Annotated in this window: 14 protein-coding genes; 6 read left to right on the top strand and 8 right to left on the bottom strand. The window is 72.0% G+C overall.

The genetic code is table 11. The features are described from left to right. Nucleotides 1-7 precede the first annotated feature (7 nt). The gene (locus tag I6J71_RS11060; protein ID WP_204094630.1) at nucleotides 8-313 is read left to right on the top strand and encodes a TetR/AcrR family transcriptional regulator; all 306 of its coding nucleotides are present in this window, start codon (nucleotides 8-10) and stop codon (nucleotides 311-313) included. A 261-nt stretch (nucleotides 314-574) separates the two neighbouring features. Here the strand turns inward: I6J71_RS11060 and I6J71_RS11055 are convergent, their stop codons facing one another. The 5 genes from I6J71_RS11055 to nadD are packed head-to-tail and all read right to left on the bottom strand — an operon-like array spanning nucleotide 575 to nucleotide 3811. Beyond that, entirely contained in the window at nucleotides 575-1423 is an 849-nt protein-coding gene (locus I6J71_RS11055) for a DegV family protein (protein WP_204094629.1), read from the bottom strand. A gap of 4 nt (nucleotides 1424-1427) precedes the next feature. Next, a complete protein-coding gene (octT, locus tag I6J71_RS11050) occupies nucleotides 1428-2156 on the bottom strand; it encodes a diglucosylglycerate octanoyltransferase (RefSeq protein WP_204094628.1) in 729 nt (242 codons plus the stop codon). A gap of 3 nt (nucleotides 2157-2159) precedes the next feature. Then, entirely contained in the window at nucleotides 2160-2774 is a 615-nt protein-coding gene (locus I6J71_RS11045) for a histidine phosphatase family protein (RefSeq protein WP_204094627.1), read from the bottom strand. Further along, nucleotides 2771-3190, bottom strand: a complete 420-nt coding sequence (gene rsfS, locus I6J71_RS11040) for a ribosome silencing factor (RefSeq protein ID WP_204094626.1) — start codon at nucleotides 3188-3190, stop codon at nucleotides 2771-2773. The genes I6J71_RS11045 and rsfS overlap by 4 nt, the downstream gene beginning before the upstream one ends. A gap of 45 nt (nucleotides 3191-3235) precedes the next feature. Then, complete coding sequence (gene nadD / locus I6J71_RS11035) at nucleotides 3236-3811, bottom strand: nicotinate-nucleotide adenylyltransferase (RefSeq protein ID WP_239155320.1); 576 nt, start codon at nucleotides 3809-3811, stop codon at nucleotides 3236-3238. 419 nt (nucleotides 3812-4230) lie between these two features. On the opposite strand from nadD, the gene I6J71_RS11030 reads away from it, so the two are divergent. The 4 genes from I6J71_RS11030 to I6J71_RS11015 all read left to right on the top strand — a co-directional run bounded on the left by I6J71_RS11030 (nucleotide 4231) and on the right by I6J71_RS11015 (nucleotide 9996). After that, nucleotides 4231-6339 carry a RecQ family ATP-dependent DNA helicase gene (locus I6J71_RS11030; protein ID WP_204094624.1) on the top strand — a complete coding sequence of 703 codons (2109 nt, stop codon included), beginning with the start codon at nucleotides 4231-4233 and terminating at the stop codon, nucleotides 6337-6339. Nucleotides 6340-6535: 196 nt separating this feature from the next. Further along, nucleotides 6536-7825 (top strand): MFS transporter, encoded by a 1290-nt coding sequence (locus I6J71_RS11025; RefSeq protein WP_204094623.1) that lies wholly within the window; start codon nucleotides 6536-6538, stop codon nucleotides 7823-7825. Between the two features lie 70 nt (nucleotides 7826-7895). Continuing rightward, nucleotides 7896-9620: an arginine--tRNA ligase gene (argS, locus tag I6J71_RS11020; protein ID WP_204094622.1), complete on the top strand. Its 1725-nt coding sequence runs from the start codon at nucleotides 7896-7898 to the stop codon at nucleotides 9618-9620. 79 nt (nucleotides 9621-9699) lie between these two features. Further along, nucleotides 9700-9996, top strand: a complete 297-nt coding sequence (locus I6J71_RS11015; protein WP_204094621.1) for a hypothetical protein — start codon at nucleotides 9700-9702, stop codon at nucleotides 9994-9996. Nucleotides 9997-9999: 3 nt separating this feature from the next. On the opposite strand, the gene I6J71_RS11010 is transcribed toward I6J71_RS11015, so the two are convergent. Next, nucleotides 10000-10164, bottom strand: coding sequence for a hypothetical protein (locus I6J71_RS11010; protein ID WP_204094620.1), 165 nt, complete (start codon nucleotides 10162-10164; stop codon nucleotides 10000-10002). A 2-nt stretch (nucleotides 10165-10166) separates the two neighbouring features. On the opposite strand from I6J71_RS11010, the gene I6J71_RS11005 reads away from it, so the two are divergent. Then, a complete protein-coding gene (locus tag I6J71_RS11005) occupies nucleotides 10167-10889 on the top strand; it encodes an SDR family oxidoreductase (protein WP_204094619.1) in 723 nt (240 codons plus the stop codon). Nucleotides 10890-11074: 185 nt separating this feature from the next. Here the strand turns inward: I6J71_RS11005 and proB are convergent, their stop codons facing one another. Continuing rightward, on the bottom strand, nucleotides 11075-12184 hold the full coding sequence (gene proB / locus I6J71_RS11000; RefSeq protein WP_204094618.1) for a glutamate 5-kinase: 1110 nt from the start codon (nucleotides 12182-12184) through the stop codon (nucleotides 11075-11077). Beyond that, a complete protein-coding gene (gene obgE / locus I6J71_RS10995; RefSeq protein ID WP_204094617.1) occupies nucleotides 12181-13671 on the bottom strand; it encodes a GTPase ObgE in 1491 nt (496 codons plus the stop codon). The genes proB and obgE overlap by 4 nt, the downstream gene beginning before the upstream one ends. Between the last annotated feature and the right edge of the window lie 50 nt (nucleotides 13672-13721).

The raw sequence follows: 13721 nt of genomic DNA, 5'->3' as shown, positions 1-13721 counted from the left end.
TGTCACGATGGACACGATCGCCGAGGCCGCGGGGGGCGCCGTCGGCACGCTCTACCGCCACTTCCCGACGAAAACCGGCCTCGTCACGGCGGTGATCGGCGAGCACAGCGAAGTGCTCACCGAAGCCGTCGAGGCGTCAGCGGTGCGAGTGGCCGGTGGGGCCGACGCGGTGAGCGAGATCTCGGCTCTGGTGAGCCACATCGTGGAGGCGGCCGCCGCGGAACGGGCGGTGAAGGCGGCGGCGCAGGACGTCGGCGCCGAGTACCTGACGCCCGATCAGGAGAGCCGCAGCCGGTCCGCGATGACCGCCTGAGCGAGGCCGCGCAACGCGACGGCCGCCTTCGCGACGACGTGACGGCGGACGACTTCCACCTGCTCCTCCGGACAGCGCCGACGGACGTCGAACCCGCGGTGCGGGCACGGTGGCTGGAGTTGTTCCTCGCGGGCTTCACGACCGGGCGGAACTGACGCGGCCGGCTCGGGATTCCTTGCCGGATCAGGAAGCTCGGTGCTCGGGCCGGAAACGCTGTGGTGCGCACCAGACGATCACGCCGGCGCGGCGGATGCAGCCGGCTCAGCCCGCGCGTTGCACGACCACGCCGAGCACACCCGGCCCGGTGTGGGCGCCGATCACGGCGCCGAGTTCGGAGACCACGCAGCCGCCCTCGCAGCCGGGAACGGCTTCCTCCAGACGGTTGGCGAGCTCGACCGCGCGTTCCGGCGAGGCGAGGTGGTGCACGGCGAGCTCGACGGGCCCCTCGCCGGCGGCCTCCACGGCGAGCTCGACCAGGCGGGCCATGGCGCGGTTCATGGTCCGCACCTTTTCCAGCGGAAGGATGCGCCCTTCGGACATGTGCAGCACCGGCTTGACGGCGAGCGCGGTGCCGAGCAGCGCGGCGGCGGGGCCGATGCGGCCGCCTCGGCGGAGGTGCTCGAGGGTCTCGACCACGAAGAGCGTGGAGGACCTGCGGGCGGCGGCGACGGCAGCGGCCTCGACATCGGCGGGTGACTTGCCCGCGGCGGCGGCCACGGCGGCGTGGAGCGCGGCGAAGCCGAGGCCCATCGCCGTGGTGCGCGAGTCGACGACGCGGACGAGGTCCTGACCAACCTCTTGGGCGGCGAGCACCGCGGCTTCCCAGGTGCCGGAGAGCTGTTTGGACAGGTGCACGGAGACGATCGAGTCGGCGCCCTCGTCGAGGGCGGCGCGGAAGACCGTCGCGAATTCGGCGGGCGTGGGCCGGGAGGTGGTGACGATCTTGCGCTCCCCCAGCGCTTCGGCGAGCGCGGCGGGGCCCATGTCGGTGCCGTCGTAGGAGACTGCGCCGTCGACGAGGACGTGCAGGGGCACCACCCGCACCGAGTGCCGGTCGGCGAATCCCTCCGGCAGGTGGGCGGTGGAGTCCGTGACCACAGCGACCGACACGCCGTCAGCCTACGTCGCCAGGGTGCAAAGCCGGCGTCATCAGCTCCGCCATGGCGTGGCCCACGGCTTCGTGGCCCGCCCAGCCCCAGTGCATGCCGTCCGGATTGCCGGCGCCGCTGAGCACGTGGTCGCCCACGACGGCGGCGAGGTCGAGCAGGGGCACGGCAGCGCGCGCGGCCCACGCGGCCGTCGCCGCGGCGGCACCTGGCCGGGCGGAGTGCACGCCGCCGTAGGAGCCGGCGCGGTGCACCGACGGGAGCACGCCGAAGATCGGCAGCTCGGGGCGCAGCACACGCAACGCCTCCACGGCGAGGTCGAGGTGGTGCACGGTGAGCTTCGCGGGCAGTACCGCGGGGCGGCCGCGGAAGGCGACCGAAAGCCGGGGCTGGGCGGCGAGGTAGGCGGCGCGCACGGAGCGGCGGAAGCCGTCGGGCCGGAGGTAGCGCAGACCGGTCCGCAGGTACGTCGGCAGGGGCGACGGGAGGGTGTCCATGCTGCCGACGGCGAGCACGACGGCGTCGACGTGGTGCAGGTCGGCCCAGACGCGCGGGTCGCCGGTGAGCGACCACCACGCGTCGCGCGCGGTCCAGCCGATACCGGCGACGAGGTCGGCGCGGCCGCCGAGCGCGCCGGCGGTGACGTTGGGCCACAGGCGCGGTTCGTCCGCGGGGCAGGGACCTCCGGGACCGTGGAAGCTCAGCGAGTCACCGAAGACGAGCACGTGCGGGCCCATCGATCAGCCGGTGATCCCCGCGTTGTACGCGTGGAGCCGCCACGTGCCGCCGCGGCGGCCGAACTCGACCCAGTGGCAGTTCATGATGCCGCCGAGCGAGGGCCAGATCTCGACGGGCAGGCCGAGCAGCTTCGCCGTGAGCGCGACGATCAGGCCACCGTGAGAAGCGAGCAGCACGGATTCGCCCGCCTCGGAGTTGGGCTGCAGCAGGTCGTTCACGACCTCGCTCGCGCGCTCGGCGACGTCCACGCGGGACTCGCCGCCGGGCGGGGCCCACGCGGCGTCGGTGCGCCACTTGTCGCGCTCACCGGGGTAGGCGGCGTCCACCTCCGGGCCGGTCATGCCCTGCCACTCGCCGAGGTGCGTTTCGCGCAGGCGTTTGTCGATGCGCAGCGGCACGCCGATCGCCTCGGTGAGCACGGTGGCGGTGTCGGTCGCGCGGTGCAGGTCCGAGGCGATCACCAGATCTGGGGAGAACCGCGCGAGCGCGGGAACGGCGAAGCGGGCCTGGTTCCAGCCGACCGGGGTCAGCGCGGAGTCCAGGTGTCCCTGCATGCGGCCGGCGGCGTTGTAGTCCGTTTCGCCGTGCCGCCAGAGCAGCAGCCGCTTCAGGCTCACGCGTCCTGGCCGTCCGCGCCGTCCGCACCGCCGTCCGACTCGGCCGCCGCGGCGGGCTCGAGTCCCTCGACCTCGATGCGCGGGCAGTCCTTCCACAGCCGCTCGAGGCCGTAGAACGAGCGCTCTTCCTGGTGCTGCACGTGGACGACCACGTCGACGTAGTCGAGCAGCACCCAACGGCCCTCGCGGGCGCCTTCGCGGCGGACCGGCTTGTGGCCGCCGATGCGCAGCTTCTCCTCGACGTTGTCGACGATCGCACCGACCTGCCGCTCGTTGGGCGCGGACGCGATCACGAAGGCGTCGGTGATCACGAGCTGATCGGACACGTCCAGCACGACCACGTCACTGGCCAGCTTGTCGGCTGCCGCGTGCGCGGCCGCCACGGCCAGCTCTCGTGCCTCGGACGTCGCTACCACAGTGCTCCTTCAGGGTTCGGGGTTCGCCCGCACGAGGGTACCCGGTCACTCACCTCTGTCTTTGCGGTACAGGTCCTTCTTCGCGATGTAACGGACCACGCCGTCGGGCACGAGGTACCAGACGGGCTCGCCGCGTTCCACGCGCTCGCGGCACCCCGTGGACGAGATCGCCATCGCCGTGACCTCGACGAGACTGACCTTGCCGCTCGGCAGGTGGTGGGAGTTGAGCCGGTAGCCGGGGCGCGTGACGCCGATGAAGTGCGCGAAGTCGAACAGCTCGTCGGCCTTGTGCCAGGTGAGGATCTGCTCGAGCGCATCGGCGCCGGTGATGAAGAACAGCTGGTCGTCCGGGTACTCCTCGTGCAGGTCCCGGAGCGTGTCGACGGTGTAGGTCTGCCCGCCGCGGTCGATGTCGACGCGGCTCACGGAGAACACCGGGTTGGACGCGGTGGCGATGACCGTCATGAGGTAGCGGTCCTCGGCACGGGTGACGCGCCGGTCGGACTTCTGCCACGGCTGGCCGGTGGGCACGAAGATGACCTCGTCGAGCGCGAAGCGCGACTGCACCTCGCTGGCCGCGACGAGGTGACCGTGGTGCACGGGGTCGAACGTGCCGCCCATGACCCCGATCCGGCGTGGTGACATAGCCGGTGAGCCTATACGCGCAATCGGGCGAGGGCCCCCCGTTCGGGCTGCGACGTGCGTAACTCAGCTTTTGTGGCCGTCGGCCGGCACCGGTGGACCGGCGCTCGGACGCGGAGGCGCCGCGCGGGTTCGCGTGGGGCACGGGCCGGCCTCTCCCCGCTCCCCCTGTGGAGGCCGGCCCGCGCGCCACACCCCGGCGGGCGAGGGGGCCCCGCCGGGCAACCCGTCACCTCCCCCGCGAGGGACCGGTCGCGGGAGGGAGTCGCGGGCGCGGGACGCCTTACGCGAGTCCATTTGTGACGTGACTCACATCACTATGCGTATCACGGTGCGAACGATCCGTTCGCACCTCGTCCGGCTCCCGTTCTGTCGGCACCATGAGGTAGACCGGGAGCGTGGACACCACCGAAGCCCTTCGCGAACGCGCCGAGACCCTGCTGCGGTCGCTCGCCGGAGACACCGCGACCCTGCGCGAGGACCAGTGGACGGCGATCGAAGCCCTGGTCGCGCACCACCGGCGCGCGCTCGTCGTGCAGCGCACCGGGTGGGGCAAGTCGGCCGTGTACTTCCTGGCCACAGCCCTGCTGCGCGAGCGAGGAGCCGGCCCGACGGTCATCGTCTCGCCCCTGCTGGCGCTCATGCGCAACCAGATCTCGGCGGCCGCGCGCGCCGGGATCCACGCGGCGACCATCAACTCCGCCAACCCGCAGGAATGGGACGAGGTGCAGGCGTCGGTCACCGCCGGCGACGTCGACGTGCTGCTGGTGAGCCCCGAGCGGCTCAACAACCCGGACTTCCGCGACACGGTGCTGCCGAAGCTCACCGCGACCGCCGGCCTGCTCGTGGTCGACGAGGCGCACTGCATCTCCGACTGGGGGCACGACTTCCGGCCCGACTACCGCCGGCTGCGCACGCTGCTGGGCGATCTGCCCGACGGCGTGCCGGTGCTCGCCACGACCGCGACGGCCAACGACCGAGTAGCCACCGACGTCGCCGACCAGCTGGGCATCGGCACGGGCGGCGACACGCTCGTCCTGCGCGGGCCGCTCGACCGCGAAAGCCTGCGGCTTGCCGTGGCCGAGCTGCCGTCGGACCAGGCACGGCTGGCCTGGCTCGCCGAGCACCTGGCCGAGCTGCCCGGCTCCGGCATCATCTACACCCTCACCGTGGCGGCGGCCCACGACGTCACCTCGCTGCTGCGCGACCGCGGGTACGAGGTCGCGGCGTACACGGGCAAGACCGATCCGGCCGACCGGCAGGCGGCGGAGGACGACCTGCTGGCCAACCGGGTCAAGGCGCTCGTGGCGACATCGGCGCTCGGCATGGGCTTCGACAAGCCCGACCTCGGGTTCGTGGTGCACCTCGGTGCGCCGTCGTCGCCGATCGCGTACTACCAGCAAGTCGGGCGCGCGGGCCGGGGGGTCGAGCGCGCGGAGGTCGTGCTGCTGCCCGGGCGCGAGGACAAGGCGATCTGGGCGTACTTCGGCTCGCTCGCCTTCCCCGACGAGCTGCGGGTGACGCAAGTGCTCAATTCGCTGGCCTACGCCGACCGTCCACTGTCGACAGCCGCACTGGAGCCGACGGTAGAGCTGTCGCGCTCGCGGCTGGAGATGGTCCTTAAGGTGCTCGACGTCGACGGTGCGGTCCGGCGCGTGCGCGGTGGCTGGGAGAGCACCGGCGAGCAGTGGGAATACGACCGCGAGCGGTATGCGCGCGTCGCCAAAGCCCGGCAAGCCGAGCAGGACGCGATGCTCGCCTACCTCACGACCACCGGCTGCCGCATGGAGTACCTGCGCCGCCAGCTCGACGATCCGGAGGCCGCGCCGTGCGGGCGGTGCGACAACTGCACCGGCCGCCACTGGGACACGGGCGTGTCCGAAGAGGTCGCCGGGGCGACGCGCGAGCGGCTGGACCGGCCGGGCGTAGAGGTCGCGCCGCGCAAGATGTGGCCGACCGGGATGAAGTCGCTCGACGTGCCGCTGTCGGGCCGCATCCCCACCGGCGACCAGGCCGAGCCGGGCCAGGCGCTCGGCCGGCTCACCGACGTCGGCTGGGGCGGGCGGTTGCGGGAACTCGTCGGGACGGGCTCCCTCGACGGTGAGGTACCCGAAGCCGTGTTCCAGGCGTGCGTGAAGGTGCTCGCGGCGTGGCAGTGGGCGGAGCGGCCGACTGCGGTCGTGACCATTCCGTCGGCGACGCGGCCGCAGCTCGTGTCGAGCCTCGCCGCCCGGCTCGCGGCCATCGGCCGGCTCGAGCACCTCGGGGCGCTGGAATCGCCGGGTCCGCCGCCCCGGCAGGCCAACAGCGCGCAGCGGCTCGCGGACCTGTGGCGCCGGCTGGCGCTTCCCGGCGAGGTGGCGGCCCGGGTCGCCACGACGCCCGGCCCGATCCTGCTCGTCGACGACGTCATCGACACCGGCTGGACGATGACGCTGGCGGCCCGCCTCCTGCGCAAGGCGGGCGCGAAGGGGGTGTTGCCCTTCGCGCTGGCCAGTACGTCCTGACGGCCGCCCGGCCGGCGCCGAACGCACCAACGGCGAGGACGATCGGGAACGCGGTCATCCCTCACAGGACAGGAACGCACTTCGGTAGCTACCCACGCCGCGGCGGGCAGTGCCACGGTTCTCCGGTGCACGGTTCTCGAGTGCGCGGTTCTCAGGTGAGAGCGCCGGAGCGTTCCGTCGCGAAGGGGAGGCCGAGATGACCGAGGTGGCAGCCGAGCGCGGGACCCGCCACCGGCTTCCGGTGCGCAAGCTGGTGGCCGCCAGCATGGGCAACGCGCTGGAGTGGTTCGACTGGACGATCTACGCGACGTTCAGCATCTACTTCGCCGGGGCGTTCTTCCCGTCGGGCAACGAAGCGCTCGCGCTGATCAACACGTTCGCCACCTATGCGCTCGCGTTCTTCTTCCGGCCACTGGGCGGGCTGCTGCTCGGGCGGTTCGCGGACCTGCGCGGGCGCAAGCCCGCGATGATCCTGACGATCGCGCTGATGGCGGGCGGGTCGCTGGCGATCGGGGTGTTGCCGACGTTCGGCCAGGTGGGCTGGCTGGCACCGGCGCTGCTGCTGATCGCGCGCGTGGCCCAGGGTCTGTCGGTGGGTGGTGAGGTGTCGAACGCGTCGGCGTACCTCGGTGAGATCGCGCCGAGTGAGCGGCGCGGGCGGTACTCTGCGTTTTTCTACATCTCGACGGGCGGCGCGGTGCTGATCGCGACCGTGCTCGGGTTCATGCTGGCGCGGACGATGGAGAAGACTCAGCTGGCGTCGTTCGGCTGGCGGATCCCGTTCCTGATCGGCGGTGTGCTCGGGCTCGCCGGGCTGTGGTTGCGCCGCAGCCTGACGGAAACCGAGCTGTACCAGCAGAAGCAGGAGAGTGCGCGGCGCGTGCGGCGGCCGTTGCTGACGACGCTGACACGCCACCCGAAGGCCGTGGGGCAGCTCGTCGGCATCACGATGCTGGCGACGCTGTGCTACTACACCTTCTTCAGCGCTCTCACGGCGTTCGCGGTGAAGTCGCGCGGGGCGGACGAGGTCGACGCGTTCCTCGCGTTGTCGATCGGAGCTGCGTTGTTCGTGGCGTTGCAATACCCGTTGGGCGCGCTGTCGGACCGGATCGGGCGCAAGCCGCAGATGCTGGTGTGGTCCGGGGTGACGGCGGTGGTGATCGTGCCGCTGTCGTTCCTGGTCGGGCCGGGGTTCGGCGGGCTGCTCGTGGTGTTCTGCGTGGGGCTGGCGCTCTACGCGGCCGTCACGGCACTCACGCCGGCGATCATGAGCGAGCTCTTCCCGACCGAACTGCGCGGGCTGGGCATCGGCGCTTGGTACAACCTGACCGTCGCGGTCTTCGGCGGGACGGCGCCGCTGGTGCTCAACGCGCTCTCCGCGGCCGGGGCGGCCACGGCGTTCTTCTGGTACGTCGCGGTCGCCGGGGTGATCGCGTTCCTCGTCGTGCTGCGGCTGCCGGAGACGAGAGGCAGCGAACTGCGGTGATCCCTTCGGGCCGCGCCGGGCCGAGTCGCTACGCTGCGTCGACTCGACTACGCGAAGAAGGAGGGACACCGTGCGCAAGCCCGAGGTTAGTGAGGAGCTGGCGCGACGCGTGGTGGACGCCCTCCACCGCGCGCTCGACGTCGACATCGCCCCCAGGGACGCGCTGATCGCGGTCTCGACGCGTGACGGCGTGGACTACCAGTGCAACCTGGCCATGAGCCTGGGCAAACGCCTCGGACGGCCGCCGCGCGAGGTGGCCTCGGCCATCGTGGCGCACCTGCGGCTCGACGACGTCGCCGAGCCGCCCGAGATCGCCGGCCCCGGGTTCCTCAACTTCGTGCTCCGCCGCGAGTGGCTCGAAGAGCGCGTGGCCGCGCTGAGCGACGACGCGCGGCTCGGCGTCGAGCCCGCCGCGAAGCCGCGCCGGATCGCGCTCGACTACAGCAGCCCGAACGTCGCGAAGGAGATGCACGTCGGGCACCTGCGTTCGTCGGTGATCGGCGACGCCATCTCGCGGCTGCTGAGGTTCGCGGGCCACGAAGTGCTGCCGCACAACCACCTCGGCGACTGGGGCACGCCGTTCGGCATGCTCATCGAGCACCTGCTCGACGATCCACCCGCTGGGCGCAGCGGAATCGGCGACCTCAACGCGTTCTACCAAGCCGCGCGCCGGAAGTTCGATTCCGACGAGGCCTTCGCCACGCGCTCGCGCGAGCGAGTCGTGAAGCTGCAGAGCGGCGACGAGCAGACGCTCGCCACCTGGCAGGAGCTCGTCGACGAGTCCAAGCGGCACTTCAACGACGTCTACCACCTGCTCGGCATCACGCTCACCGACGCGGACATCTACGGCGAGAGCTTCTACAACCCGTACCTCGGGAAGGTCGTCGACGAACTCGAAGCCGACGGGCTCACCGAGCTCAGCGACGGCGCCGTGTGCGTGTTCCCCGAAGGCTTCCACAATCGCGAAGGTGACCGGCTGCCGCTGATCGTCCGCAAGAGCGACGGGGGCTACGGCTACGCGGCCACCGACCTCGCCACCGCGAAGTACTGGACCGCTGAACGCGGCGCGACCGATCTGCTGTACGTCGTCGGCACGCCGCAGGCTCAGCACTTCGCGATGATCTTCGCTGTCTGCCGCGCCGCGGGCTGGCTCGAAGGTGTGCACGCCGAGCACATCGGCTTCGGCTCGGTGCTCGGCGCCGACGGCAAGGTCATGCGCACGCGCGCGGGCGAGACGATCAAGCTCGCCGACCTGCTGGCCGAAGCGGTTTCGCAGGCCGCCGACGTGGTGGCCGAACGCAGTGAGCTGGGCGCGGACGAACAGCGCGAGGTCGCGCGGGCGGTCGGGATCGGTGCGGTGAAGTACGCCGACCTGTCCGGCGACCGCGAACGCGACTACGTGTTCGAGTGGGACCGCATGCTGGCCAAGGACGGCAACACGTCCGTCTACCTGCAGTACGCGCACGCGCGGATCGAGTCGATCCTCGCCAAGGCGGGCGAGCACGAGACAGCGCCGGTCTCGCTCGCCGAGCCGGCCGAACGCGCGCTCGCGCTCACGTTGCTGCGCTTCGGTGAAGCCGTCCGCTCCGCGACCGTCGCGTACGTACCGCACAAGCTCTGCACGTACTTGTACGACACGGCCGTGACGTTCTCCCGCTTCTACGAGCAGTGCCCAGTGCTCGCGGCGGAAACACCGCAGCTGCGGGCGTCGCGGGTGCAGCTGGCCACGCTGACGTCGCGGACGCTCGTGCTCGGCCTCGAACTGCTCGGCATCGAGGCCCCGCGCCGGCTCTGACCACGGGTGCTCCGGCGGGACCGCCTAGTCCCGCCGGGGCTCGGGTCTGCTCGGTCCCCCGACAAACCACTCCGCGCCGTTGACGAACGACGACGCGTCGGCCTCCTGCGCCGCGATCGTCGACGCCACCGGGCGCGAGCGGCGCGGGTCCGCCGAGGACGCTCACTCCCGCCTGGTCACCCACGTCGACGCCGCCGACGTCGCCCACCGCGGCCGCCTGCGGGCCGCGGGCGCGGCCGGACTGGCGGATCAGACTGGCGGCACTGCTGCCGGCCGTCCTGCGCGCCATCGAGGCAGCAAAGCGGGCGCGAGCGAGGAAGCTCGGCTGGACATCGCGGAAACGGCGATCGCGGCACTCCCCCGGCCCGCGGCCTGAGCCTCAACGGCGCAATTTCTGAACCGCGCCCATCGCCCGCAGCATCGTCCGTGTCAGCGCCCGGCCGAGGCGGCTTTCGGAAACGAACTGTTCGGCGCTGCGGGCCGAAGCGCGGACGGCCTTGTCCGCGTACTTGCGCATCTCGCGTTCGTACTCCGCGACGGCCACCGGTGCTTCGGCGCCAGACGCGAGCCCTCGTCGCCGGGGGCACTTCGGGCATCGGGCTGGCGACCGCACGCCAGCTGCGTGAGCACGGCTTCGAGGTCCGCCTGACCGGCCGCGGCAAGGAGCGGCTCGATGACCTCGCGCTCAGCGACCCGGACCTCACCGGCCACCAGCCCGATGGCGGCGACGCGGCCGCGATGACCGCGCTCGGCGACCAGCTCGGCCGGCTCGACGCACTGGTCGTGAGCCTGAGCGGCACCGAAGGCATGGGCCCGATCGCGGACCTCGATCTGGGCATGCTGCGCCGCGCCTTCGATGCCGAGTTCTGGGCGCACCTCACGACGATCCAGGCACTCCTGCCCCGGCTCGCGCCGACGGGCTCGATCACCCTGGTCACGGCCGTCAGCGCGCGCACGGGTATGCCCGGCACGGCCGGCATCGCGGCGATCAACGGCGCGCTCGAAGCCGCGATCAAACCGTTGGCGGCCGAACTGGCGCCGATCCGCGTGAACGCCGTGTCGCCGGGTGTCGTGGACACGCCGCGGTGGAGCGGGTTCCCGGCCGAGCAGCGCGCGGCCTACTTCGCGCGGGCGGCCGCCGCCCTGCCCGTCCGCAAGGTCGGGACAGCCGAGGACGTCGCCGAAGCCGTCGTCTTCGCGGCCACGAATGCGAACACCACGGGCACCGTCCTGGAAACCGACGGCGGCGCCCGCCTGATCAACCTTTGACCGTGCGGGGCGACAACGGCGTCGCCCCACGCGGGCTGGGCGGGTGGTTCAGACACCGGGGCTGTGTCGGGTACCAAACTTTCGCCGACAGCCTGGACGGCACCGGCCGGCGAAACTTCGGGTGTCCGGCTTCGAGGCGCGAGCAGGCCGGATTCTCGACGAACAACTCGGCCTTCGCCGAGCAGTCAGGAGCGGCGCAGGGGGACGAGATCGTCGGCGTGGACGACTTCGCGGCGGTGCTCCACGGAGACCTCGTGGGTGGAGCGGCCGATGAGGTCGGGCAGTTCGCCGGCGTCGAACGAGACCACGCCACGGGCGACGGGGACGTCCTTGGCGTCCACGAGGTCCACGACGTCGCCCGCTTCGAACTTGCCCTCGATGCCCGTGATGCCGGCGGCGAGCAGCGAACGGCGGCGCAGGATCGCGGCCACGGCGCCGTCGTCGAGGCGCAGGCGCCCGGTGGAATCCGCGGCGTAGCCGAGCCAGAAGCGGCGCGCAGACAGGCGCGTGTCGGCCGGGGCGAAAGCCGTGCCGACGTCGGCGGAGCCCAGCGCGCCGGCCGCGTCGGCGGCGGCCGCGAGGAGCACGGGGATACCGGCGCCCGCGGCCGTGCGGGCGGCGGCGAGCTTCGAGACCATGCCGCCGGTGCCGAGGCCCGACGACGACATGCCGACGGCGATGCCCTCGACGTCCGACTCGCTGAGCACCTCGGTGATCTTGCGCGTCGCGCCGTCGCGCGGGTCGCCGTCGTAGAGACCGTCCACATCGGACAGCAGAATCAGCGCGTCGGCACCGACGAGGTGGGCGACGAGCGCGGCGAGGCGGTCGTTGTCCCCGAAGCGGATTTCCTGCGTGGCGACGGTGTCGTTTTCGTTCACCACCGGTACGGCGCCGAGCGCGAGCAGCCGCGAGAACGTGCGCTGCGCGTTGCGGTAGTGCGAGCGGCGCACGACGTCGTCGGAAGTCAGCAGGACCTGGCCGACGGTGAGCGAGTACCGGCCGAACGATTCGGCGTACGCGTGGGCCAGCGCGAGCTGCCCGACGCTCGCCGCCGCCTGCTTCGTGGCCAGGTCACGCGGGCGCTTGCCCAGCGACAGCGGCGCCAGGCCCGCGCCGATCGCACCCGAGGACACGAGCACGATCTGGCACTCCCGCGCGACCCGCGCCGCGATGGCGTCGACCAGCGCGTCGAGTCTCTTCACGTCCAAGCCATCGCCCGCCGTGGTGAGGGCCGACGAACCGACCTTGACGACGACCCTGCGAGCTTCGGCGATCTCGACGCGCGTGCCGCTCACCGGTCCAGATCTTCCAGATCGTTGTCGAAGTCGTCCGCGAAGCCGGCCGTCTCGTCGTCCTCGGCGGTCCCGTCACGACGGACCCGGCGGGCTTCCTTGCGCTCGGACGCGCTGACGCGGTCGGTGCGCTCCAGCCGGACGTCCGTGCCACGGCCGGACAGGTGCACCGCGACGCCGGGGGTCGAAGGCTCCCACTCGAACTGCACGTCGCCGATCGTGACCGGGCTGCCCGGCTTGGCACCCCGCTTCGCGAGCAGGTCCTCGACGCCGAGGCGGTTGAGCCGGTCGGCGAGGTACCCGACGGCCTCGTCGTTGGCGAAGTTCGTCTGCCGGATCCAGCGTTCGGGCCGCGCCCCGCGGACGATGAACGCGCCCTCTTCCTCCGGGTCGGCCTCGACGGTGAAGCCCGTGTCGTCGACGGCGAGCGGCCGCAGCACGATCCGCTCCGGCTCCAGCACCGGCTGCGCCTCGCGGTACTCCTCCACGACCTTCGCCAGCGCGAAGCTGAGCTCCCGCAGGCCCTTGCGCGACGCTGTCGAGATCTCGAACACCTGCAGGCCACGCGCCTCGAGTTCCGGGCGCACGAACTCGGCCAGCTCGGCGGCTTCCGGCACGTCGATCTTGTTCAGCACGACCACGCGCGGGCGTTCGTCGAGCTTGCCGCCCAGGCCCGGCGTGTACTTCGCGAGTTCGGTCTCCAGCGCGTCCACATCGGACAACGGGTCGCGGCCCGGCTCGAGCGTCGCGCAGTCGACCACGTGCACCAGCACGGCGCAGCGTTCGATGTGGCGCAGGAAGTCCAGTCCCAGGCCCTTGCCCTCGGCGGCGCCGGGGATCAGGCCCGGCACGTCCGCCATCGTGTAGACGGTGTTGCCGGCGGTGATCACGCCCAGGTTCGGCACGAGCGTGGTGAACGGGTAGTCGGCGATCTTCGGCTTCGCGGCCGAGAGCACGGAGATCAGCGACGACTTGCCCGCGCTCGGGAAGCCCAGCAGGCCGACGTCGGCGACCGACCGCAGCTCCAGCACGAGGTTGCGCGACTCACCCGGCTCGCCCAGCAGCGCGAACCCGGGGGCCTTGCGGGCCTTCGACGCCAGCGCGGCGTTGCCGAGGCCACCGCGGCCGCCCTGGGCGGCGACGAACCTCGTGCCCGGTGCGACGAGGTCGGCGACCAGCTCGCCATCCTCGGTGAACACGACGGTGCCGGACGGCACGCGCAGCTCCAGCGCGTCGCCCATGGCGCCATTGCGGTGGCCGCCCTGGCCCATCTTGCCGTTGCCGGCGCGGGCGTGGGGGCGGAAGTGGAAGTCGAGCAGCGTGTGGACACCGGGGTCGACGATCAGCGTGACGTCGCCGCCGTTGCCGCCATTGCCGCCGTCGGGACCGCCGAGCGGCTTGAACTTCTCGCGGTGCACCGAGGCACAGCCGTTCCCACCGTCACCGGCGGTCAAGTGGATCACCGCACGGTCCACGAACCGGGACGCCATGACATTGCCTCACTTCACTCACGAAAAACGAAGAACTACCGGACAAGACA

The organism is Amycolatopsis sp. FDAARGOS 1241 (genome assembly GCF_016889705.1).
Classification (GTDB): Bacteria; Actinomycetota; Actinomycetes; order Mycobacteriales; family Pseudonocardiaceae; genus Amycolatopsis.
The sequence above is the reverse complement of the archived record's forward strand: the minus strand, read 5'-3'. Positions and strand labels throughout refer to the sequence as shown.